This window comes from Vallitaleaceae bacterium 9-2, from assembly GCA_038396585.1.
Classification (GTDB): domain Bacteria; phylum Bacillota; class Clostridia; order Lachnospirales; family Vallitaleaceae; genus UBA1351.
In genome coordinates this window covers 2,743,450-2,768,809 of sequence record CP121691.1, presented here as the reverse complement: position 1 = coordinate 2,768,809, position 25,360 = coordinate 2,743,450, and the positions used below count along the sequence as shown (strand labels likewise).

General features: G+C 37.7%; 21 protein-coding genes. 20 read left to right on the top strand and 1 reads right to left on the bottom strand.

Going from position 1 to position 25,360, the window contains the following annotated elements; genetic code table 11:
- Positions 1–8: 8 nt before the first annotated feature.
- The 13 genes from QBE53_12795 (at position 9) to QBE53_12735 (ending at position 14,768) form a co-directional block, all read left to right on the top strand.
- Entirely contained in the window at positions 9–1,352 is a 1,344-nt protein-coding gene (locus tag QBE53_12795; protein WZL80677.1) for a diguanylate cyclase, read from the top strand.
- Positions 1,345–2,709 (top strand): NAD(P)/FAD-dependent oxidoreductase, encoded by a 1,365-nt coding sequence (locus QBE53_12790; protein ID WZL80676.1) that lies wholly within the window; start codon positions 1,345–1,347, stop codon positions 2,707–2,709. The genes QBE53_12795 and QBE53_12790 overlap by 8 nt, the downstream gene beginning before the upstream one ends.
- Position 2,710: 1 nt before the next feature.
- A complete protein-coding gene (locus QBE53_12785) occupies positions 2,711–3,499 on the top strand; it encodes an ATP-binding cassette domain-containing protein (protein WZL80675.1) in 789 nt (262 codons plus the stop codon).
- Entirely contained in the window at positions 3,499–4,701 is a 1,203-nt protein-coding gene (locus tag QBE53_12780) for an ABC transporter permease subunit (protein ID WZL80674.1), read from the top strand. The genes QBE53_12785 and QBE53_12780 overlap by 1 nt, the downstream gene beginning before the upstream one ends.
- Before the next feature lie 21 nt (positions 4,702–4,722).
- Positions 4,723–5,700 carry a class I mannose-6-phosphate isomerase gene (locus QBE53_12775; GenBank protein WZL80673.1) on the top strand — a complete coding sequence of 326 codons (978 nt, stop codon included), beginning with the start codon at positions 4,723–4,725 and terminating at the stop codon, positions 5,698–5,700.
- Between the two features lies 1 nt (position 5,701).
- A complete protein-coding gene (locus tag QBE53_12770) occupies positions 5,702–6,937 on the top strand; it encodes a CCA tRNA nucleotidyltransferase (GenBank protein ID WZL80672.1) in 1,236 nt (411 codons plus the stop codon).
- Between the two features lie 8 nt (positions 6,938–6,945).
- Entirely contained in the window at positions 6,946–8,700 is a 1,755-nt protein-coding gene (locus QBE53_12765) for an O-antigen ligase family protein (GenBank protein WZL80671.1), read from the top strand.
- A gap of 13 nt (positions 8,701–8,713) precedes the next feature.
- Positions 8,714–10,123 (top strand): PEGA domain-containing protein, encoded by a 1,410-nt coding sequence (locus QBE53_12760; GenBank protein ID WZL80670.1) that lies wholly within the window; start codon positions 8,714–8,716, stop codon positions 10,121–10,123.
- A 33-nt stretch (positions 10,124–10,156) separates the two neighbouring features.
- Positions 10,157–11,902 carry a phospho-sugar mutase gene (locus QBE53_12755; GenBank protein WZL80669.1) on the top strand — a complete coding sequence of 582 codons (1,746 nt, stop codon included), beginning with the start codon at positions 10,157–10,159 and terminating at the stop codon, positions 11,900–11,902.
- Positions 11,903–12,116: 214 nt separating this feature from the next.
- On the top strand, positions 12,117–12,374 hold the full coding sequence (locus tag QBE53_12750; protein WZL80668.1) for a Veg family protein: 258 nt from the start codon (positions 12,117–12,119) through the stop codon (positions 12,372–12,374).
- 109 nt (positions 12,375–12,483) lie between these two features.
- Positions 12,484–13,359 carry a 4-(cytidine 5'-diphospho)-2-C-methyl-D-erythritol kinase gene (gene ispE / locus QBE53_12745; GenBank protein ID WZL80667.1) on the top strand — a complete coding sequence of 292 codons (876 nt, stop codon included), beginning with the start codon at positions 12,484–12,486 and terminating at the stop codon, positions 13,357–13,359.
- Between the two features lie 2 nt (positions 13,360–13,361).
- Complete coding sequence (locus QBE53_12740; GenBank protein ID WZL80666.1) at positions 13,362–14,030, top strand: GntR family transcriptional regulator; 669 nt, start codon at positions 13,362–13,364, stop codon at positions 14,028–14,030.
- A 24-nt stretch (positions 14,031–14,054) separates the two neighbouring features.
- Positions 14,055–14,768, top strand: coding sequence for a 3'-5' exonuclease (locus QBE53_12735; protein ID WZL80665.1), 714 nt, complete (start codon positions 14,055–14,057; stop codon positions 14,766–14,768).
- On the opposite strand, the gene QBE53_12730 is transcribed toward QBE53_12735, so the two are convergent.
- The gene (locus QBE53_12730; GenBank protein WZL80664.1) at positions 14,754–15,374 is read right to left on the bottom strand and encodes a hypothetical protein; all 621 of its coding nucleotides are present in this window, start codon (positions 15,372–15,374) and stop codon (positions 14,754–14,756) included. The two genes, QBE53_12735 and QBE53_12730, sit on opposite strands and share 15 nt — an antisense overlap.
- 487 nt (positions 15,375–15,861) lie before the next feature.
- Between QBE53_12730 and QBE53_12725 the strand changes: the two genes are divergently transcribed.
- The 7 genes from QBE53_12725 (at position 15,862) to QBE53_12695 (ending at position 25,353) form a co-directional block, all read left to right on the top strand.
- Positions 15,862–16,515 (top strand): hemolysin III family protein, encoded by a 654-nt coding sequence (locus tag QBE53_12725; GenBank protein ID WZL80663.1) that lies wholly within the window; start codon positions 15,862–15,864, stop codon positions 16,513–16,515.
- A 114-nt stretch (positions 16,516–16,629) separates the two neighbouring features.
- Complete coding sequence (locus QBE53_12720) at positions 16,630–18,711, top strand: PRD domain-containing protein (protein ID WZL80662.1); 2,082 nt, start codon at positions 16,630–16,632, stop codon at positions 18,709–18,711.
- Between the two features lie 154 nt (positions 18,712–18,865).
- Positions 18,866–20,257 (top strand): PTS mannitol transporter subunit IICBA, encoded by a 1,392-nt coding sequence (locus QBE53_12715; protein WZL80661.1) that lies wholly within the window; start codon positions 18,866–18,868, stop codon positions 20,255–20,257.
- Positions 20,258–20,330: 73 nt separating this feature from the next.
- Positions 20,331–22,220: a PTS mannitol transporter subunit IICBA gene (locus QBE53_12710; GenBank protein WZL80660.1), complete on the top strand. Its 1,890-nt coding sequence runs from the start codon at positions 20,331–20,333 to the stop codon at positions 22,218–22,220.
- Between the two features lie 15 nt (positions 22,221–22,235).
- Positions 22,236–23,501, top strand: a complete 1,266-nt coding sequence (locus QBE53_12705) for a zinc-binding dehydrogenase (GenBank protein WZL80659.1) — start codon at positions 22,236–22,238, stop codon at positions 23,499–23,501.
- Between the two features lie 231 nt (positions 23,502–23,732).
- Complete coding sequence (locus QBE53_12700; GenBank protein WZL80658.1) at positions 23,733–24,314, top strand: S-layer homology domain-containing protein; 582 nt, start codon at positions 23,733–23,735, stop codon at positions 24,312–24,314.
- A 37-nt stretch (positions 24,315–24,351) separates the two neighbouring features.
- A complete protein-coding gene (locus QBE53_12695) occupies positions 24,352–25,353 on the top strand; it encodes an AIR synthase family protein (GenBank protein WZL80657.1) in 1,002 nt (333 codons plus the stop codon).
- Positions 25,354–25,360: the final 7 nt, after the last annotated feature.

Sequence of the window (25,360 nt, the reverse complement as noted above, 5' to 3'; positions counted from 1 at the left end):
GTGATTGTATGATTAATAATAAATGGATAAGAAGATCATTGCCTTATATTATTAGTATTATTATATTTTTAACGTTAAGTATGGTTGTAGATAGTCAAATAGCAAAAAGCCAAGAAGCTGAACGATTAATGACGGCAGGAAGATATTCGACATTTCAATACGAACTGACAAGTATACTTGACCAAAAAGTCATGTTAATGAATGGAATTATATCATTGATTACATTTAAAGATATGAATTTAGCCGATGAAGAGATCTATGCATATCTGGAATCCATTGTACCCCAAGAACAAAAAATGATACGAACCATTGGAATTCTTGAAGATACAACTGTTCGGTGGTCGTTTCCTTATGCAGATGGGCAGGGAACAGTGGGAATTGACTTGGCTAAAGTAAGCGGTCAAAGCCGTGGAGTTTTAACGGTAAAAGAAGAACGGGTCAATTATTTTCAAGGACCGGTCAAATTGGTTCAAGGAGGGGAAGGATATATTATTCGCCTACCTATATTATATGAAGATGGAAGCTATTGGGGTCAATTAAGTCTTGTGATTGATCGAGCGGAATATGTTCGTGAGATTTATAAGATAGCAAGACGAAATGATATTCGTGTACATATTGTATCCAAACATGATCGAGGAGTTGTTTATGGGGACGCAGAAGTTTTAGAAAAAAAACCACTGGTGTTTGAACTTAGAACTGAACGCATGGACCAAGACATATATGTTATTCCTCAAAAGGGGTGGCAAGAACATTCGCTGACGTTATTGGGTGGATTTGTTATCAGTTTGCTCATAAGCATTGCCATTGGAATCGGCATTTGGTATAATCTTCAAGCGACCCAAAAATTAGAAAAAATGGCCAACAGAGATTTTTTAACAGGAATGTACAATCGTCATTTTTTTGATGAATATATTGGAATTGTGATTGGAGAAGCGCGTAGATCAAAAGAAGATATAGGGTTTGTACTGATTGATTTGAATGATTTTAAAGATGTCAATGATACCTATGGACACTTGATTGGTGATGAAGTATTAAAAAAGACGGCGCAAGTCCTTAATGAACATTGTCGAAGTAAAGACGTTGTATTTCGTATTGGCGGAGATGAGTTCTTAATTGTGTTGCCCAATATTACGTCGCCAAGAGTGATTAAAGAGTTTATAAAACGTATAGAAGCATCTTTTGAAGATGCCTTTGCCTTTGGGCAATATTCGATTCATATTTCACCGGCGATTGGTTATGGAATGTATCCAGAAGATGGTGTTGATGTGGATTCAGTAACACGAGCAGCAGATGAACGCATGTATACGAACAAAAGTGAGCATAAGCAAGAAAGGGAAAAAGAAGATGTATGATATTGTAATTGTTGGAGCAGGAGCAGCTGGGGTTTTTTGTGCATATGAATTAGTAAAAAATTCTCCGGACAAAAAGATTTTGATGATTGAAAAAGGGCTTCCATTGGATAAGCGTAGTTGCCCAAAAAAAACCCATGGTGTCAGGGAATGTAAATGTAAAACATGCTCTATTATGGAAGGATTTTATGGAGCTGGTGGTTTTTCAGATGGTAAATATAATATCACCAACAACTTTGGCGGCGATTTATTTGAGTATGTCGGAGCTGAAAAGGCATTGGAATTGATGTGGGAAGTGGACAAAATCAATTTGAAGATGGGTGGAGAAGATGCAAAACTTTACTCAACGACAAATGGCGATCTAAAACGCAAAGCATTGCGTCATGATTTACACCTTTTAGATGCCCAAGTACGTCACCTAGGAACCGACAGAAACTTGGTCATTGCATCCAATATGTATGACTATATTAAAGATAAGATGGATATACGCTTCAATAATGAAGTAACGAATCTAGAAAAAATGGATGACCATTTTATAATCGAAACTAACAAAGATACATTTAAGGGTAAAAAGCTTATTGTAGCGACAGGGCGTACAGGTTCAAGCTGGATTGGAAAGCTGTGCGAAAAGTTTAATATACCAACGACAAATAATCGTGTTGATATTGGTGTTCGTGTAGAATTGCCTGCACTTATTTTTAAGCACATTACGGATGATGTATATGAAAGTAAGATTGTCTATAAAACACAAAAATATAATGATTTGGTCCGAACGTTTTGCATGAATCCATATGGAGAAGTGGTTACAGAAAACTATGGAGATATTGTAACGGTTAATGGACATAGTTATGCCGATCCCAAAATGCATACTGAAAATACAAACTTTGCTTTACTTGTTACCAATCGATTTACCGAGCCATTTAAGAACAGTAATGAGTATGGAGCATCTATTGCACGCTTAAGCAACATGTTAGGTGGCGGTGTTCTTATGCAACGGTTTGGCGATTTGGTTAAAGGGCGTCGCAGTAGCGAACGCCGTATGCGCAAGTGCTTTACCCGTCCGACAATGGATGCGACGCCTGGAGATTTGAGCTTAGTTATTCCAAAGCGTCAACTGGATGATATTATTGAGATGATCTATGCACTTGATAAAATTGCACCGGGAACGGCGAATGAAGATACGTTGCTTTATGGTGTTGAGGTGAAGTTCTATAACTCAAATGTTAAAGTAGATAGTAACTTAGAGACATCTGTCGAAGGGCTGTATGTTTTAGGCGATTGTTCGGGTGTGACCCATTCGTTATCACAAGCGGCAGCCAGTGGAATACATGTCGCAAGGATTTTGTCAAAGGAGATGTAAAATGATTGAGGTAGTTGATTTTTCTAAAATTTATCGATTAGGGAAAAAGCAACGTAATGAATTAAAAACTCAAGAAAAATATAAAAAAGCTGTGAACCAAATTAGTTTTAAAGCCTATGATGGTGAAATCTTTGGATTGTTGGGACCTAATGGTGCCGGAAAGACAACGACACTACGTACCCTATCAACTTTGATTAAACCCACACAAGGAAAACTTAGTGTTCAAGGCATTGATGTGGTCGTAGATGAAAAAAGTGTCCGTAGTAAAATTGGCTTTCTTACCAATGAACTAAAATTAGATAAACATTTTACTCCGGCATATACAGTCGAGTATTTTGGCCAATTGCATGGCATGAAAAAAAACCAGATTCAAAAGCGGCGCCAAGAACTTTTTGAGTACTTTGGTATTCAAGAATATCAGCACAAAAAAATCAGTGAATTATCTACAGGAATGACACAAAAGCTTTCACTTGTAGTGAGTTTAATTCATGACCCAGAAGTTATTATTTTTGATGAACCTACAAACGGATTGGATATTATTACGGCAAAAGCTGTGACAGATTACCTTATACGTCTAAGAGCTGAGGGAAAGCTTATTATTATTTCAACGCATATCATGAATGTGGCAGAAAAATTATGTGATCGCATCGGAATTATTATTGAAGGTAAAATTGTCGCTCAAGGGAATATAGATGATATCTGTCAGTCCTTGGATGCGATGAACTTAGAAGATGCATTTTTTAAACTCTATGAATGGCATCATGGGGATACAAAGGAGGGGATGATATAATGCTGTTTGTTGTGGTGAAGAAGGAGTTGCTACGTGTCTTTACGGATCGACGCTTGGTCTTTTCAGCATTTATCTTGCCTGCACTTAGTATTTTTATTTTGTATTCGCTCATGGGTAAAATGATTGGAAATATGACCCAATCCATTGAAGAAAATATTCCTACAGTTAAAGCGGCTAATGCACCAGAATCTTTTCGTGAATATATGGCGACCCAATCGATACCGATAGAATATATTGACATGAAGGCATTAGATACGACAAAGGAAGAGATTCTTACAGGAACAACAGAGCTTCTTCTTGTATTTTCTGAAAACTTTGAAGTAACTATTCAAGAGTATGCAACAGCCGACAAACCTGATATTCATACTTTTTATAATCCGTCAGAAGAGTATTCTCAATCGGCAAAAAATACCTTTGAATATACACTGTTACCAGAATATGAAACGATGTTATTAACACAAAGGTTTGATGGGATAAATGCTTTTACTGCATTTACAATTGATCGGGATAATGAGCAGAGCAAGATAGCGCAACCGGGTAAGGAAGCAGGGTTTTCTTTGGCATTTATGATGCCGATGCTTCTAAATATCATGCTGTTTGCTGGTGCAATGGGCATCGGTATTGATGTAATAGCAGGGGAGAAGGAGCGAGGCACAATGGCTACGATGCTTTTGACCCCTGTCAACCGTGAGACGATTGCAATGGGAAAAGTTATTAGTCTGGGGATTGTTGCTATTGTAAGTGCTATCTGTACGTTTGGTGCAATCATAGCATCTCTTCCCAACGCGTCAGCACTTTTAGCGGCAGGCAACGAAGTGTCTATAGCAGGTTTGGCTTTTACAGGTATGGATTATTTGATGCTTTTGGTCATTTTAATTGTTCAAGTCGGTGTTTTTGTTGGATTGATATGCCTTATTTCTGTTATTGCAAAAAGTGTTAAAGAAGCGGGGACCTATATTTCGCCAATTTATATTTTGGTGATGATCTCGGCTTTTGGGACAGTCTTTACCACTGGTGATGTGAAGCTTTACAATTATTTTATTCCAGTCATGGGTAATGTATTTGCGATCAAAGAACTATTGTTAAAAGAGCTGTCTTATATGGAATTTGGAGTTACCGTAGGGGTGTCATTAGTATTGATTGGAATTTTATTAAAGCTAATAACCCTTGCTTTTAATCATGAAAAAATAATGTTCAACTGATTGACATAATGGAGGAATACTATGGAACCTATTTTTTTTGATCCAGACTTTAAAGAACGTGTGTGGGGAGGAGAAAAACTTTCGACACAATTAAATAAAACCATTCCATTTGCACATACAGGAGAGAGCTGGGAAGTGGCTTGCCATGATAATGGACAATCGAAGGTTCGCCTCGGACAATATGCAGGAATGACGTTGGAAGAACTTTTGATTCAAGAAGGCGAAGCCGTGATAGGAGAGCCCTTTTTGCCAGGTGATAAGTTCCCGCTCTTAATAAAGTTCATTGATGCAAAAGAAAAGTTGTCTGTGCAGGTACATCCTGACGATGCATATGCAAACATACATGAAAATGGAGAGTATGGTAAAAGTGAGGCATGGTATGTTCTTCAGGCAGATCCAGGGGCAACATTAATTGCAGGGTTAAAGCCCGGAACAACGCGAGAAGTATTTACGTCAAAATTAGAGGCCAATCAATTAGAAGATGTGCTTAACGAGGTTCAAGTTCAAGCGGGAGATGTTTTGGATATTCCGGCGGGCTTAATTCATGCGATTGGTAACGGGATTTTATTGGCAGAAGTTCAACAAAACTCCGATACCACCTATCGTGTATATGATTGGAATAGAGTAGGGCTAGATGGACAACCAAGAGAACTTCATATTGAATCGTCCATTGCAGTGAGTGACTTTTCCGGGAAGCATTCAACAGAGCTTGCCAAGCCTTCGGTCCAAACAATGGATACATATACCTTAAAAACGTTTGTACGCAATCCATACTTTGTACTAGAAGAGCTTCACGTTCATGATCGCTTTACATCCTCAGGCCGAGGTCAATATTTTGAGATATATATGTGTGTCGAAGGAACGATGGAACTAGACTACGAAGGTGGACACATCAACGCTTCCAAAGGAGATGTGTTTATGATACCTGCAGCACTGCAAAAGTATGCATTGAAAGGACATGGGAAACTCGTAAGAACATATATAGAAAAGAAGGCTTAAAATGATGCAGTTTAAAATACCAAAAAATGTTGAGTATATTTTAGAGCAAATCCATAAAAGTGGTGAAGAAGCATATATTGTCGGAGGCTGTGTACGTGATATTATAATGGACATGGAACCGGAGGACTATGATATTACCACTTCAGCCCAGCCAGAGCATATCAAACGTCTCTTTCGAAAAACGATTGATACCGGCTTAGAGCATGGGACGGTGACCGTCTTAATTGACGGTGTAGGCTATGAAGTGACAACGTACCGAATTGAAGGTAAGTATGAGGACTATCGCCGACCAACAGAAGTGGTGTTTACCCGTTCTCTGGATGAAGATTTGCTGCGTCGCGACTTTACCATTAACGCGATGGCTTATAATCCCATTGAAGGAATTATAGATTTGTACGGTGGTCAGGAAGATATTCAAAAGAAGGTGCTTCGATGTGTTGGACATCCAGAAGATAGGTTCAATGAAGATGCTCTAAGAATGCTTAGAGCCATTCGATTTAGTGCTAAATTAGATTTTGATATTGAGATGGCAACCTATGAAGCAATGAAAAAATATGCCTACCTCATTGAATATGTCAGTGCTGAAAGAATATATACAGAAATAACAAAGACGTTGCTATCAAAAGAACCGTGGCGCATTGAAGAACTTGCAAACTGTGGATTGATTCAACATATTTTGTCAGAGTATATTTTGCACCTTGAAGATCCAAGCATCTATGAAGCCTTGATGCGAGTACCACCAGCATTACATTTACGTTGGGCGATATATTTGTCAGGAATCTTATCGGCATATCAGCATCATCCAAATCAAGCTAAAATTATTACAGAGATTTTAAAAGCATTAAGGTTTGACAATAAGACCAGTGAAAAGGTAAAAATGTTGATAACACAAGAGAAAACGACAATCTCTGTGGATAAGCTCAGCATTCGTCGCCATGCAAGTTTATTGACTCCGCCCATGCTTTATGACTTGTTATGCTATAAAGAAGCAAAAGGGTTGATTTTACCGAAAGAACACGAGAGAATTCGAGAGCTTCTGGATACAATTGTTCAAGATCAGGATTGCTTATCTATTAAAGACCTTGATATTAGTGGCAAAGATCTCATAGGGATGGGAATTAATCAAGGGCAACGTATCGGTCAAGTATTAGAAGAACTATTGGAGTATGTGTTAACTTATCCCAAGAACAATCAAAAAGATATACTTATAAAATATGTTCAAAAAATAATGAAGTAGGTATTACAATGAATGCTGTCATGCGAATAAACTACAGAATTTGGCTATTAAGCCTTTTTATTCTTCCTTTTATTCAAGGAGGGTATTTTAACTACGCTGTTTTGGGTTTTGGAGTGATACACAGTATTGTGCTTGTGGTTGTGATTGTATCGGGAAAATTCACCTTTCGTATTGATGGTGTGCGCTTATTTGTAATTGGTCTTTTTATATTGAGCTTACTGAACTTCGACTCGGCGATTGATATAGGGATGCAGCCTTTTGGTATATTGCGTAATCTAGTTCCTGTTATGGTGATATTATGTTACGACAGTTTTAAGGCGATAGACGAAAAACAAGTCAATCATCAGGTGGCAACTACGTTTATTATTTCAGCAACGTTCATGGCGCTTATTGTTATAGGAAGTATTGTCGTGTTGCCAAACCCGCATGTAGTACGTAGCTTTTTTATTCAGGAGAGCCGACTAGGCGGTTTTTTTCAATATGCCAATACCTTTGGGATTTATATATTTGGAGCCATTGTCCTTGTCATCTATAAAAATCCACCAACACGTCTTCGCCGTAGTTTGCTTATGATATTCACGATGATGATTGCCCTAAGTCAAAGTCGTATGACCTTTGTTGTCTTATGTGTATATTCGCTTATTCTTTGCTTTTTTTTACCAAAGCATCGAAAAGACATTTTTTGGATGGGACTTGGATTTATATTGAGCCAAGGTATTCTATATTTTTTATTACCTGAATTCAACGTTTATCGTTCATATGACTTGGATATGAATGCAAGCGAATTTCAATCAAGATTACTATATTATGAAGACGGAATAAGTATGATTCGTCAACGACTTCGTGGCTATGGCTACATGGGGTATTATTATACACAACGTTTTTTTCAAACAGGAGCAACCTATCATGTGCGTTACATTCATTCTTCTGTTTTACAGGCAAGTTTAGATTATGGAATTCTTGCAGGGGGACTTTTCATTGGACAGCTCGTATTCTTTCTGAATAAAATACTTCAAAGCATTCGACAAAAGAAAATAGAAAAAGCAATAGGGTTTATAGGAATTACAGGATTTTTCCTACATTCTTTTGCAGATTTTGATGTTCAGTTTATCGCATATGTTATTTTTTTGTATATGTTGGTGCTAATCATTGACGATAATATAGCAATCAAGAGTTTTAGACTGCAGACAGCGGCTAGATATCTCATAGGAGCATGGGTTGTCATCTTAACAATGGCGTATGCATATTTTTTAATTCCTGCTATATATACATATCAAGGTGAGTATGAAAAAGCACTAGAAGCGTATCCGTATTATACGAAGGCGATGACAGGATGGATACATGAGGGACATAACCAAGAAGAGGACTTTGATGCAAAGGTGCAGCGCTTTGTTGAGCAAAATGCCTATTATTATGAAGGATTTGCATTTTTGAGAGAATACTATTATAATAGTGGAGATTTAAAAAAGAGTTTGTTTTATTCATATCAATGCAAAAAATTAGCGCCGTTGTGGATAGAAAACTATGCCAGACACCTTGATATTTCCTATCTTATATTACATGGACGTTATGAAGCCGGGACGCTATCAAAAGACGACAGTTTATTTTCAGAAATATTTAGACTAGAATATGAATTGGAGCAACTAGAAAAAGAACGTGGCAATAGCTATAACATTAAGCATAAAGCTCAGTTTAGCCTAACACCGCAGATGACAAGAAGAATTAACATGACCCATCGTTTATATGATGCGGTTATGGAATAAGTTTGGAGATGCTATGAAACTAAAAGTAGAAAAGAATATATTGACAAAGATGATTATCGCTGGAATTGTAGGGCTAACCATTATTATTATTGGAGGCATTATCTTTGCTAGCTCTTTAAAAACAGAGGATAAGGGCAAAGTTACGAGTGCGCTTCCAACACAAGAGAGTGATGAAGAACTAAGTCAAGACGCGGAAAAAGACAAAACATATACCCGTGGCTTAGGATTAGTGACAGAAGTTGATAAATTAAATCAGAAGATGGTCATTGTGGATGTGGATACCAGTACCAGTTTAACCTTAAAAGTTACAGCAGCCACATCCATTGAAGATGAGTATGGAACACATATTGTGCTCGAAAAGATTATTCCTGGGTACTTGGTTAATGTCAAATATGAAGTGGATGATTATGTAACAGAGTCAATTAAGATTGCGGCACAAGTGCAAACCATTCGTAATATTGATAACTTTGTTGCCAATGAAGAATTAAAGACGATTCAAATTGGAAGTGATATTTTTGAATATGACCATAATGTTTTAGTGAAAAACAGTGAAGGACCTGTTGAGATTTCCAAGCTAAGTGTAGCAGATGATATTGTCGTTCGTGCACATGAAGGTAAGGTTTGGTCGATTTTAGTGGAAAATGGACATGGATTTTTGGTTCTAAAAAACTATGAGTCCTATATTGATGGACGCTTAGAAATAGGAAACCGTGAGTCCCATACCATCGTAAGGGATATGAAAGTGCCTATTAAAGCCGGCGTGCATCAAATTGTAGTTACAAATGAACAGATGACACCGTATTCGGCATCGGTCTTTATAGAAGAAAACGAAGAGTTCGTTGTGGACCTTGGCGAGTTGGCACCTAGAGTGGCAACTGTTCGACTAGAAATTGTCCAACCCGATGCGACCGTCTATATTGATGATAAAAAAATTGACAACCCGACGCAGGAGCGCCAACTGGACTATGGAGAGTATTCAGTTCGTGTTGAAAGTCCGGGATATGTGTCTTGGGAAGGGATATTGGTTGTGGACCAAGCCTATATTGCTCAGCGCATTGACATGGAAGTTGAACCGTTATATATTTATATTAGTGGACCTGCGGGAGCTAATTTTTATGTTGATAATGTGTTAAAAGGCACACTTGAAGCAAATAAACCCCTTGGAGTACCTATTACTCCAGGCGGACATACGCTCCAATTACGTAAAACAGACTATAACACATGGGAACGTAATGTGTTCATAGAAGATACAGGTGAAGATTATTATTATACGGTTTCGTCGATGACGGAGATTCCTACGGTTCCTGTTCCAACACCTGACCAAGGCAATGGACAGACACCTAATGATCCGACCCAACCTAACGCGAATCAAAATGATGGAACAGGGACGACAAATCCAGTCCAAGATGTATATGGAAATTAAATACCCGAGTAGATAAACAAAGGAGGAAAATGGATGAGCTATATGGAAAAATATCAAGAGTGGTTAACGAATCCAGCTATTGACGAGGAAACAAAACAAGAATTAAGAGCGATTCAAGACAATGCAAAAGAGATTGAAGATCGATTTTATAGGGAGTTAGAATTTGGTACGGGTGGATTGCGTGGTGTTATCGGTGCGGGAACCAATAGAATTAATATTTATACCATTCGAAAAGCAACACAAGGTCTTTCAAACTATATCAAAAAAGAAGGCGAAGAAGCCATGAAACGTGGCGTTGTTATTGCTTATGATTCTCGACGTTTTTCACCGGAATTTGCGGATGAAGCGGCACGCGTTCTTGCAGCTAACAATATTACAGCTTATGTCTTTGAATCCTTAAGAGCAACACCTGTATTATCCTATGCAGTACGCCAACTCAATGCAATATCGGGTATTGTTATTACTGCAAGTCATAATCCTCCTGAATATAATGGGTATAAAGTGTATTGGGAAGATGGCGCGCAAGTTACGTCGCCAAAAGATAAAGCGATTATTCATGAAGTCAATTCAATTACGGATTATGAAACGATTGCAACAATGGGGCGTGAAGAGGCTGAGAGTGCCGGACGCTATCATGTTATCGGTAAGGAAATTGATGATGCTTATATCGAAGAACTAAAAAAATTAATTATTGACCCACAAGTCATAAAAAAAGAAGCAAAAGGCTTCAAAATTGTCTATACACCACTACATGGAACAGGCAATATCCCTGTGCGTCGAATCTTAGATGAAATCGGATTTGAACATGTGTATGTTGTTGCAGAGCAGGAATTGCCCGACAGCGAATTTTCTACAGTAAGCTATCCGAATCCGGAAGATATTAAAGCCTTTGAATTGGCACTTAAGTTAGGAAAAGAAAAAGATGCAGATGTTATTATGGCAACAGACCCAGATGCAGACCGTTTAGGGGTCCTTGCGAAAGCTAAAGATGGCAGTTACGTTCCGCTTTCCGGTAATAATATAGGCATGTTACTCATGGAATATATTTTAAAGCGCAAAAAAGAAAAAGGCATATTACCGGATAATGGAGCTGTTATTGGAACCATTGTATCGACAAATATGTCGCGTCCGATAGCAAAAGCATATGATGTAGAATTTATGGAAGTCCTTACTGGATTTAAATATATAGGTGAAAAAATCAAAGAGTTTAAAGAAACAGGGTCACACGAATATCTCTTTGGGTTTGAAGAAAGCTATGGCTGCCTAATCGGTACACATGCAAGGGATAAGGATGCAGTTGTAGCTGTGATGGGTGTTGCGGAGCTAGCGGCATATTATAAGTCACAGGGGCTAACATTATATGAAGCATTGATTGAACTCTATGAAAAATACGGATATTATATGGAGTCCCTACAAAGTATTACACTTAAAGGTGTAGAGGGTGTGGCGACGATTCAATACATTCTTTCACAACTTCGTGAAAATGCTCCTAAAAGTTTTGGCGGAAAGCAAGTTCTTGCGGCGAGAGACTATGAAGAGGGTGTGATTAAGAACTTTGTGACAGGTGAAACCACTTCTACAGGGTTACCTTCATCGAATGTACTCTACTATGAACTTGAGGATGACCTTTGGTTTTGCGTAAGACCATCAGGAACAGAGCCTAAAGTTAAATTTTATTTTGGTGTTAAAGGCGAAAGTGAAAAAGCAGCATTAACATTACGCCAACAGCTTGAAGAAGAAGTAATGAAGTATATAGATCAAATTATTCAATCCAAATAGTAGTTTTGACCTATTGGTAAAATAGAATAGATTTCATTAAAATTTTGAAACCCCTATAAACTAGGGGTTTTTTCTTGAAAAAAACTTGGGAAAAAAGGTTGACATGTAAGAGCGAATTTGTTATCATAATCAGTTAAATTGACTATCTTCACGTATTGTGGTATAATGTATACAATACAGTCAAAACATATGTTTGCCAAAGGTGAGGTGTGATATGATAGGAAGAGATGATCTTTTTCAAGTCAAGCAGGAGATTAATAATTATGTAGGCAGTCGAGTAAAGATTCGAGCCAATAAGGGTAGAAAGAAAATTGTGGTTAAAGAAGGGATTATTGAAAACACATATCCAAGTATTTTTGTTGTAAAAGTCTATGATAGATTTCACCGTTCAGAAAGGGTAGTATCCTATAGCTATACAGATGTATTGACACATACAGTTGAATTATCCTTGTGTAAGGAGATCGTATCATAGAATAAATCCATAAGAATTGTGAAAAAGCGCCAATAGGTCGCTTTTTTTATTGCGTACTGATTCTTTTTTGTATATAATATGAAGTATACAAAGTACATTGGAGAAGAAAATGCGAGAAATCAAATTGAAAGCAAGAGCAAAAATTAATATTTCCCTAGATGTTATCGGGCGCAGAGATAATGGATACCACGATGTTTTAATGATTATGCAAACCATTAATCTATATGATAAATTGCTTTTGCGAAAGCAAAAAGAAAATCAAATCACGATACATACGAATTTACCTTATTTGCCTGTGGACGAGCGTAATTTGGTATATAAAATCATACAGTTTATGAAAGAAAAGTACGCCATTGATGATGGTGTGTATGTGGATCTTTATAAAATGATTCCAGTAGCCGCTGGCATGGCGGGTGGAAGTTCAGATGCGGCACAAACAATTATCGGAATGAACAAGCTTTTTCAATTAAGATTATCACAAAATGAAATGATGGATATCGGAGAACAGTTTGGAGCAGATATCCCATATTGCATTATGCAAGGAACCGTGTTGGCATCAGGATTAGGAGAACAACTAGAAGTACTTGATCCATTTCCAAAGGCATATGTACTTATTGCCAAGCCACGTTTTAGTGTATCGACACCAGCAGTATATCAACGCTATGATGATATACTGCCACAGGAACATCCAGATACGGATACACTTTTGGTAGGAATCCAAGAGCAAAATATTCAAAAAATATGTGCTCATCTTGGCAATGTTCTTGAAAGTGTTACGATTGAGATGCATCCGGAGATTGCAAAGATTAAAGTGGATATGTTGATGCTAGGAGCCCAAGGATCACTTATGAGCGGAAGTGGACCGACAGTATATGGTCTGTTTACAGATAAAAAGAAAGCTGAACAGGCAAAAAAAAGATTACGTAAAGAACATAATTTACAGTTTGTCTATCTAACCACAATATATAATCGAAAGAGGGATTAGTTATGGAACAAAAATTAAAAGTAAATCTAAACGAATACTTACCATTACGCGACATTGTTTTTAATACGCTTAGAGAAGCGATATTAAAGGGAGATTTTGCACCAGGCGAACGATTAATGGAAAAACAATTGGCAGAACGCATGGGCGTTAGTCGTACACCGATTCGTGAGGCTATCCGTAAACTTGAATTAGAAGGACTTGTTATTATGGTTCCGCGCAAGGGTGCAGAGGTTGCTAGTATTACCAACAAAGATATTATTGATGTACTAGAAGTACGAGCAACCTTGGAAGCTCTAGCGGTTAGATTGGCATGCAAAAAAATGTCAGATGAAGAGTTAAATGAACTTGTTGAGGTTAATGAAGAGTTTAGGATTGCTGCGGCAAAAAAAGATGTCGAGATGATTATCAACAAGGATGTTGAATTTCATGACATTATTTTTCATTCATCAGACAATGAAAAATTAATTCAGATAATTAATAACTTGCGTGAACAGATTTATCGTTTTCGTGTCGAATATATCTATAAAATGGAAAATTATGATCAACTAGTCATAGAACATGATGAGATTGTCAATGCGATGAAGGAGCGAAGGGGCTTAGATGCATCTTCGATTGCGCTTCGCCATATTGAAAACCAAGAAAAAAGCGTTTTGGAGCTTTTTAATCTATAGAGTTAGAGAAAAGTAGGAGATGTTATGCATATTGGACCTTGGAATTATGTAGTTGTAGATATTGAAACAACCGGTATTAATCCGACAAGTAATTATATTACAGAAATCGGTGCGGTAAAAATTATTGATGGTCAGGTGAAGAAGCAGTATAGTCAACTGATTAATCCAAAGGTGTCAATCTCTCCACAGATAACACAGATTACAGGTATAGATAATGCCATGGTAGAAAATGCACCTAGCTTTGAGGAAGTTATTCCAGAGTTTTTAACATTTGTTGAAGACCTTCCATTAATAGGACATAATATCTTGTTTGATTTTTCTTTTTTAAAGTATCATTGTCAACAATGTGGGTATGCGTTTGAACATACAGGAATCGATACACTAGAGATAGCCAAGTTGTGCTTACCAGCCTTAAAAAGTCGAAGTTTAACATATTTGATTGAACACTTTGAAATAGAGCGTGAAAAAGCGCATCGTGCTTACCACGATGCGTTAGCAACTTATGAATTGTTTGAAGTGTTCAAAAAAGAATTTTCGGATATGGACCAAAAGATTTTTGATGCAAAACCTTTGCACTGGAGGGCTAAGAAGAGTTCGCCGATTACCCCAAGGCAAAAGTCATATCTGAATGCATTGATTAAGAAACATCGTGTCTTTGAAGACGTTGCTGTGGAAGCATTGACTAAAAGTGAAGCAAGTCAATATATTGACCGAATTCGCTTTCTAAAAGGCTGCTAGTTTTTTCTCAATCATTGTTTTATTAAGAGAATCTAAAGAAGAAGCTTTGTGTTTTAAATCGGACAGTTTTTGATGTTGATGATGTTGTGCGTAGAGTTTGGCAAGGGTTATATAGTGATCACTATAATCACTTCCAATACGTATGGCTTCTTCAAAGGCGTGGATAGCTTCTTGATACTCTTCAAGCTCAATCATCAAATGTCCGTACTCAGCAAGAGCTTTTAAAAAATGGTTATAGTTGGCTTCATTTTGAGTAATGATGGTTTGATTGGCCGTTCCAAATCGAATACGAACTTCTGTATTGGTTAAATTAGAAAAGTTCATCATGTCCATAGTTGATAATTCTTGAAGATGCTTACTTACCTGTTGATAATGAATTTTCTGACCGGCTTCAAGTGAAGGTATATCCGGTAGGGTTAACCATGTCAGATTGGGAGTGATGTAATCTTCTGGGTGAAGTTCCTTGCGTCGAGTGGATAATGATTTTTCTTCTTTGGACCAAAATTGTGCACGATTTTGGTTTTCTTGACGCATATTCTTTCTAAGATGATGCTGAAATAATGCTACAAGAATGATAAAAATTATAAAAATGGATGGAAAAGACATGATTTGCCTCCTTATATGTTAATGGAACTTGATAATCTAGATAGACTATATTATACTATGTATATGCTTTAAGTGTCAAAGCGACTTAGGCGAACATACAGATGTTATCAGTTAAAGAAATGGAGTGATTTGGTGTTTTTTACAAATAGAAAGTTAATAAAAAGAACCGCAGTTGTTGTATCAGCGGTTATTATTATGGCGTTGATTATAGGAATGATTGCTCCATATATGATGTAAAGAGTTGCCTTTGGCAACTTTTTTTGTTCTCCAGGAAAGTCTTACTTGAGCTTTCTGCTTTGAAACGCAGCAGAAAGCGTCAAGGACCTTTCCCTCCGCGAACAATATCTCTTTGAGATAACGCGACAGAGTCGCTTTGTTCTTCAAAAAAATCTTGACAAAATATGTAGCTGTGATATCATATAACAATAAGTAGTATTGATAACCACATCAAAGAACATATATAACGATTAGAGGTAGAGGTGGAAAAATGACAGTTAAAATTCAAGATCCTATTAGTGCACTTACACATTTTTTAGGGGCGATTCTTTCGCTAGTGGCCGTTACATATTTAGTTATAAAAGCATACTATGTAGGGACAACACTACATATGATTGGCTTTGGGATTTTTGGACTCAGTTTGGTCCTATTGTATTCTGCAAGTACTACGTATCATATTATGGAACAACCCAAAAAAATGAGTCGTATTATGAAGCGCATCGATCATATGATGATTTTTGTATTGATTGCAGGTACATATACTCCTGTTTGTCTGATTCCTTTGCAGGCAACCAATGGTGGACGCACAGGTTTGACAGTACTTGTCGTTGTATGGATTGCAGCGATTTTAGGTATATTTTTAAAATTATTCTGGATGAATGCACCGCGATGGCTTTCGACGCTCCAGTATATCTTAATGGGTTGGATTGCTATTTTTGCCATCTATCCATTGTTTAAAACAATGACATCGGCTGGTTTTTTCCTTCTTGTGGCAGGAGGGGTTATCTATACAATCGGCGGTTTAATCTATGGAACGAAGTGGCCAAAACTTAAAGGAAAATGGTTTGGATTTCATGAAGTGTTTCATTTGTTTGTCATGGCAGGAAGTGCATGTCACTTTTTCATGATTTTGACATTAATATAAAAAGTGTCACTTGATCTAAGTGACATTTTTAAGGAACTCCTTTTAGTTTCATGATAAAAACTGCTATAATGGAAGAAGATGATTCTGTAAAATACATTCCATGAGGTGAAAAAAATGTTGACATCGCGAACCAAGGAGATTATTGTCCAGATACTTGAGGCCGACGCGTATATAACAATTCAGCAAATTGCAGATGAAATAAAAGTAAGCTCACGTACGGTGTTACGTGAGCTAGACGCGGTTGAGACGTGGTTTTTGCAGCAAAAGGTTCCATTTCGAAAGAAAAAAGGACGAGGGTTAAAAGTTGAAGTATCAACGACAGTTAGAGAGACATTGCTGACGACCCTTTATTCAGAAAAAGGAAATATCATCTATACACCACAGGAGCGCCAGATTATTCTTAAGGCCGAATTACTTAAAATGACTGACGTGACAAAAATATATTCACTGACGGTCTTGCTGGATGTGACAGAAGGGACGATTAGTAATGATTTGCAGCAAATTGAACCATGGTTTGCTCAATATGACTTATATATTGTTCGACGCCCCGGATTAGGGATATTACTCGAAGGCGATGAAAAGGCAAAGAGAAAAGCGATTGTCAATTTGATTTATGAACATTTTCATTTTGTGGATTTGTTTGAGCTGATGACAGAAAGTCGGCAAAAACATTTAAGTATCAGTGTGTTTAAAAAATATATCAATCGTTCGATTCTTGATTTGTTGCATCTAGATAGTTTGACGTACATTAAGGAGTTAATCACGCGTTTAGAAAAAGAGCATTTTTATTATTTTGCAGACAATGCATATATTGCACTTTTTATCCGCTTTAGTATAACACTTAAGCGAGAATTGTTTTGGCAAAAAAATATATTGGATGAGCGATTAAAACGGCAACTTCGAAAAGATCCGGTTAATCAGTTGCTTGAAGAATGGATGGAGGATTTGCCAAACAATCCATTCAAAAAACTACCGGAAGATGAACGCTTATATTTAGTGATGCACATTAAAGGGAGTAAACTTCGAGAAACTGGTGCAGAATTTAAGATGAGCATGACAGATGATTTTAAAGTCATCCAGTTAGCAAAAGAGTTTATCAAATCGGTTGAAAAAGAAACCGGTATTTATCTTTCGGATAATGACCAGTTGATTTTTGGGCTTGTAAAGCATTTGAGGCCCGCATTATATCGCATGAAGATGAATTTGGACATTATCAATCCTTTGCTCACAGAAATCCATGTAATGTATCCTAAACTTTATGATAGTGTAAAAAAAAGTGTTCGGGTTATTGAAGAAAAAGAAAAACTAAAAGTTCCAGAAGATGAAATCGCGTATTTGGCAACCCATATCGGGGCGGCTATTCATAAAGGCACACGTGAAATTGTAAAAAAATATAAAGTAATCGTCGCATGCATGTATGGTATCGGAGCGTCCCATCTTCTAATTTCACAATTAGAAAAAAATTTCTCTAATATTGTCATTAGTGATGTGGTAAGTGTCTTTGATAATATTGAAGAAAGGATGCAAAAAGATGGTGTGGATTTGCTGGTGACAACCATTGAGCCTAAAGAAGTCAGCGTTCCTTATGTTGTTGTCGGCTCGATTTTACAAGAAAAGGATTTGCATAAGATTAATCAGGCACTGCAACGCACCAAGCCAAGACCTGAACCGGAATCAATAAAAAGTCCAGATAGTATTTATGAAAAATATGTGCACCTAAAGCGGTATGCAGATATTATCTTAGAGGTAATTGAAAACTATAGGTTTAGCGACCAAGTTCAGATGCAATCTTACAAGCAGTTGATTGCTTATGTTAGCCACCAGATTGCTTCTTCGAATGAAGAAATCAAGGTTCTTGAGAAAGCGTTTCATGAAAGAGAGGAAAAAGGGGCGACGATACTAAACAAAAAAGGCGTGATTTTGTTGCATTGTCGTGCAGATATTACAAAGGAAATCTGTGTTAATATTCTTCGATTAAGTGAACCGATACAAAATAAAAGCATTCATACAGTGGTTGTTATGGTAGGTCCCCTTAGGTATGATGAAAAAATCCTTGAAGTATTATCTGAAATCACCCATGGCATTATATCAACTACAATGTCAGATACGATTCAAACGGGAACGGCGGATGTGGTGCAAACCCAGTTATATCAAATGCTGGATAAGTTTTTTCAAAAGAAAGTTTTAGGCGTCTAAAGCTTTCTTTTTTCTTTGTCCCATTTATGTCACTTAGTGCAATAGACAAAGTTAAAGGTCTATTGCTTTATTTTTAGTTAAAGTAGGCGCATAATGAAAGCATACCATTGATCAGTGGACAACTTAATTTTATATTAAATAATGGAGGTATGTTATGGATCAAGCAGTTAAAAGTAACGTTGGTTCACGGGAAAAAATTCAAACATTCGGACGATTTTTAAGCGGAATGGTAATGCCAAATATTGGAGCGTTTATTGCGTGGGGATTGATTACAGCATTTTTTATACCGACAGGATGGATTCCAAATGAAAATCTTGCAACACTTGTCGGACCGATGATTACGTATTTATTACCATTGCTCATTGGTTATACAGGAGGAAAAATAGTTGCTGATGTACGCGGAGGGGTTCTTGGAGCCATAGCAACTATGGGAGTTATTATAGGTACATCAATTCCTATGTTTATCGGTGGAATGATTATGGGGCCTCTTGCCGGTTGGTGCATTAAAAAATTTGACCAATCCATTGATGGAAAAATACCAGCAGGATTTGAGATGTTAGTCAATAATTTCTCAGCAGGGATTATTGGTGGGGTGTTGACAATATTTGCGTATTTAGGTATTGGACCTGTTGTTGAAAGCTTAAGCAATTTTTTAGGGTCTGCGGTGGAATCTATTGTAAGTGCAGGATTACTTCCGATTGCATCGGTTTTCATTGAACCTGCAAAAATTTTGTTTTTGAATAACGCAATTAATCATGGTGTGCTCAGTCCTTTAGGAATTGAACAGGCAGCAGAAACCGGACAGTCTATTTTCTTCTTGTTAGAGACCAATCCGGGACCAGGCCTTGGAATTTTATTAGCATACTGGGTATTTTCCAAAGGAATGATTAAACAATCAGCGCCAGGAGCTATTATCATTCACTTTTTGGGTGGAATACATGAAATATATTTTCCATATATTTTAATGCAGCCATCGCTACTTTTAGCAGTCATTGCAGGAGGCGCATCAGGCGTATTTACGTTTGTTGTAACTGGAGCGGGACTAGTAGCAACACCATCGCCAGGAAGTATTTTTGCGTTGTCGGCTATGGCACCTAGAGGAGGGCTGTTGCCGGTATTACTTGGAGTGGTAATATCAACCACAGTGTCTTTTTTAATCGCATCTGTGTTGATTAAGCGTAAAAAAGGTGTCGGTGAAGATTCTTTTTCGAAAGCAAAAGAACAAACATTAAAAAATAAGGGAAAACAATCAACAGTTATTAAAGTATCGAACGTGAAGAAAATCATTGTAGCATGTGATGCAGGTATGGGATCCTCAGCAATGGGAGCCAGCAAGTTACGCAATAAAGTTAAAAAGGCGGGCTTGGATATCGAGGTGCTTAATACATCAATTGATGCATTGCCAGAAGATGTAGATATTGTTATTACACATAAGCAATTAACCAATAGGGCTAAGGCTGTAGTGCCAAGAGCGCGTCATATTTCGATAGAAGATTTTATCATGACCGATGCTTATGATCAATTAATTGAAGAATTAAGCGAATAGATGTATGTTATGATTCATAATGTGTCATAGGCACATTATGAATCATATGTATAAAACATAATGGAGGATTGTGATGGCAGCATACAGTCAAAAAATACAAAAATTCGGACGGTTTTTAAGTGGCATGGTTATGCCAAATATAGGCGCATTTATTACTTGGGGATTAATAACTGCTCTATTTATACCGACAGGATGGATTCCAAATGAAAAATTTGCTCTTGTCATAGATCCGATGATCACCTATTTATTGCCGTTACTTATTGGATATACAGGAGGAAAAATTGTAAGTGACGTCCGAGGGGGTGTCCTTGGAGCCATTGCGACGATGGGAATTATCATTGGAACAACGATTCCCATGTTTATTGGCGGAATGATTATGGGACCTTTTGCCGGATGGTGCATCAAAAAAGTAGATCGATTGTTTGAAGACAAAATTCCGGTAGGGTTTGAAATGCTTTTTGCTAATTTTTCTGCAGGAATTGTGGGAACGGTTTTAAGCTTAAGCGCCTATGTGGGTATAGGACCTATTGTAGAACGCTTAAATCATGGGTTAGGTGTTGCTGTTGAGGCAGTCGTTCAAGCAAATGCATTGCCATTTGCTTCTGTATTTATAGAGCCTGCCAAGGTCCTATTTTTAAATAATGCGATTAATCATGGAGTTCTTGGACCATTAGGTGTTGAAGAGGCTGCTAAAACAGGACAATCAATTTATTTTCTTTTAGAAACGAATCCTGGACCCGGCCTAGGCATTTTATTAGCTTATTTTGTGTTTTCGAAAGGCATGATCAAACAGTCAGCGCCAGGAGCTATTATCATTCATTTTTTAGGAGGCATTCATGAGATATATTTTCCTTATATATTGATGCAACCTAAGCTGATTTTTGCCGTCATTGCAGGGGGAGCAACAGGGATTTTAACCTTTGTACTGACAGGAGCTGCACTTGTGGCAACACCGTCTCCAGGAAGTGTTTTTGCCCTGTTAATCATGGCGCCTAAAGGAAGCGCAATTCCGGTTTTTTTAGGTATTGTTTTTTCCACAGTGGTGACATTTTTGATAGCATCAATATTAATGGATCGTAAAGTAGAGCAAGATGAACATAGCCTTAACACAGCGCAGGAAAAAATGCAAATGATAAAAGGAAAACAGTCGTCCATAGTTCAAAGGATGAATATAGATAGATTGCCAATTGAGAGTAACGTGTTACAGGGCATTCATAAAATTGTTGTTGCATGTGATGCGGGGATGGGGTCTTCAGCGATGGGAGCAAGTAAGCTTAGAAGTGCACTGCGCCAAAGAAATATTGAGGTAGAGGTGCTTAACAAACCTATTGAGCAGATACCTAAGGATACGGATGTGGTGATAACCCATCAGCTATTGACTGCACGTGCAATGCAGATGTGTCCGGAGAAGATACATTTATCGATTTCAGATTTTTTGATGACAACACTCTATGAACAATTAGCGCAAGTATTGGAAAAGGAGATGGGTTCAACAGATGAACCCGGTGAACATATGAACAGTTTAGAAGAAAAACCAACGCTTCAAAAAGAAAATATAAAGCTAGGTCTGACAACGGTGACCAAAGAAAAAGCAATACGCATGGCAGGGCAGATTCTCTATGAACAAGGATATGTAGAACATGAATATATTGATGCTATGGTTCAGCGCGATAGTGAACTATCGACATACATCGGAAATGGTACCGCCATTCCGCATGGAGTAAGTGAGGCCAAAAAGAACATCAAACGAACGGGAATTAGCGTTCTTCAATTTCCGGATGGGGTCGATTTTGGAGGCAATCCGGTGTATTTAGTTGTAGGCATTGCAGGCATAGGCAATGAACATCTGGTTATCTTATCAAATTTGGCGGAGATTGTTGAAGATGAAGCAAAGGTAGAGTTACTTAGACGTACACAAGATGTAGACTATGTATATAAACAATTTACTAATCAAGTATTTTAAGAAAGAGGTTGAACGATGAAAACAAGTGGAGTGAGATTATACGATGTAAATACATTAAAGTTAGAGACATTTGAACTGCCGGCAATAAAAGAGGATGAAATCCTGGTGAAGGTCATTAGCAATAGTATATGTATGTCCACATACAAGGCGGTCATTCAAGGGTCAAAGCATAAACGCGTTCCAGAAAATATAGCTACAAATCCAACAATTATGGGGCATGAGTTTGCCGGAGAAATTGTTGAAGTCGGTCAAAAATGGCAAGGAGAATTCAAACCGGGAGAAAAATTTGCCATTCAACCAGCATTAAATTATAAGGGAAGTCCTTATGCACCGGGGTACTCTTTTGAGTTTTTCGGTGGATTGACAACATACTGTGTAATTCCACAAGAGGTCATGGAACTAGGCTTTTTACTTCACTATGATGGAGAAAGTTATTATGATGCCTCCTTGTCAGAGCCGATGAGTTGTGTTATTGGAGGCTTTCATGCAAATTATCATACCGAAACTGGAAAATATGTACATCATATGGGAATTAAAGAAGGGGGCAAGATGGCGCTATTAGCCGGAGTGGGACCAATGGGACTAGGGGCAATTGATTATGCACTCCATTGTGACCGACGACCATCGCTGCTTGTTGTTACAGATATAAATGAAGAACGGCTAAAACGAGCCGAGCGACTGTTTGGCGTTGAAGACGCAAAAGCTCAAGGTGTGGAACTGCATTATGTAAATACAGCAGCAGGCGATGCCATTGATACATTAATGCAATTATCTTCCCAAACAGGCTATGATGATGTGTTTGCCTATGCACCGGTTGTTTCAGTGGTTGAACAAGCGGATGCAATACTGGGTAAAGATGGTTGCTTAAACTTTTTTGCAGGGCCTTCGGACAACACATTTAGTGCAAAAGTGAATTTTTATAATGTTCATTATACGCCAACCCATATTATGGGATCGACAGGGGGCAATGATGATGATATGAAAGAATCATTGGCGATGTCATCAAAGGGACTGATTAACCCATCAGTGATGTTGACACATGTTGGGGGAATCGATAGCGCTATTGACACTATTCTTAATCTTCCAAACATTCCGGGAGGAAAAAAGATTGTCTATAATGATATCGAGATGCCGATGACAGCCATTGAGGATTTTGAGAAGCTAGGTGAAACGGATCCGTTGTTTAAAGGACTTGCGCAATGCGTAGCTAAAACCAATGGATTATGGAATCTAGAAGCGGAACGTTATTTACTTGAAAATGGCAAAAAACGTTCTTACTAAGAGGTATGACACAATTAAGATGCATAAAGTATAGAAGCACCCCAAGGCTAATATGCTTAAACACAGCGTTTTGATTGATTAGTCATAGATGCGTTGAAGAAACATAACGCAAAAAATACATAATCTTCCATTAAATAAGATAAATCAGTTTCTATGATTTATCTTATTTGCTTTTTTCACACTTTATGGTAAAATACACATAATGTATTGATAGTCATCTAGGAGGAAATTATGCGATTACAAAAAGTGAAAAACTATTACACATATATGGTTGTACTCATACTGATAGCAAGTATGATAAGTGGTCCTTCTTTATTAGCAGCGACCAATGATCAAAGTTATGCAGGAAATCAGCTTCAACAGTTAGGCGTATTAACAGGGTATGCTGACGGAAGTTTGGGACTTGATCGAAAGATAACCCGTGCTGAAGTTGCAACAATGATGGTTAGAATTCGTGGATATGCTAATGGAAATGTTGCTGGTGAGACAATGAACTTTACAGATATTAATGATTCGCATTGGGCGTATAACCATGTTCAAAATGCTTATCGTTTAAATATGATTCAAGGGTATCCGGACCAAAGTTTTCAACCAGAGGCCAATATTCGATATCAAGAGGTTGTGGCTATTATGGTCAATACTCTCGGGTACAAAGATCAGCTAGTTGGTGAATGGCCGATGAACTATATTACGAAAGCCAAAGAGCTGGGTGTGATTCCGATGAGTAGTCAAACAGACCCGACACAAATTGTCACACGTGGAGAGATGGCTTTGATTGTATGGGATACTCTTTTGGTAAAAACGACAAATTAAGTTATGACAGCACACTTTCAAAGAATGGTAGGGACATATGAACATTGGTAAAATACCTGAAACAGTTTTAAAACGGTCGATTTTTAAGCAATTGCAAGTGAAAAGAGAAGAAGTACTCGTAGGCCCTGGTGTGGGAGAAGACTGCGGTATAGTTGAGATAGCCCCGGATGAGGTTATTGTCTTATCAACGGACCCGATTACAGGAGCAGCTCATGAGATAGGGGCTTTGGCGGTACATATTACATTAAATGACTTGGCAGCAAGTGGAGCTACGCCAATTGGTCTGCTTATTACCCTTTTGTTGCCTGATGGATATACGGAAGATGCACTTAAAGTGTTGATGGGTGAGATTAGTCAAGAGACCCAAAAACACAATGTTCAGATTATCGGAGGACACTCCGAGGTAACGGATGCAGTAATTCAACCGATTGTTAGTGTAACAGGCATTGGTAAAATTAAAAAAGAACAAATGCTGCGCCAAGAACTGGTTAAACCGGGCATGGATATCGTGATGAGCAAATGGGCAGGACTTGAAGGAACGACAATTATTGCAAATGCAGGAGAAGCGTTGCTAAAGGAATACTACCACTCCCAACTTATATCTAGAGCAAAATCTTTCAACCAGTATCTTTCCATTATTAAAGAAAGTCAGATTGCCATGAAATATAAAGTATATGCGATGCATGATGTTACCGAAGGCGGGATATTTGGAGCCTTATGGGAACTTGGAGAAAAGATAGATTATGGATTGACTGTTGATCAGTCAAAAATACCAGTGCAGCAAGAAACCGTTGAAATATGTGAATACTTTGATTTGAATCCATATATGCTCATTGGCAGTGGAGCATTACTCATTGTAACAGAAGATGGGCATAAGATGGTTGAAGATATGAAACAAGCCGGTGTATTGGCAACAATCATTGGTCGAGTCGATGAAGGGCATCATAAACGCATTAAATTTGAAGATACATATCGCTCTATTGTTCCGCCTAAATCGGATGAACTTTATAAAGCATTAGAACGATGTGCACAAAAATAGATATGGA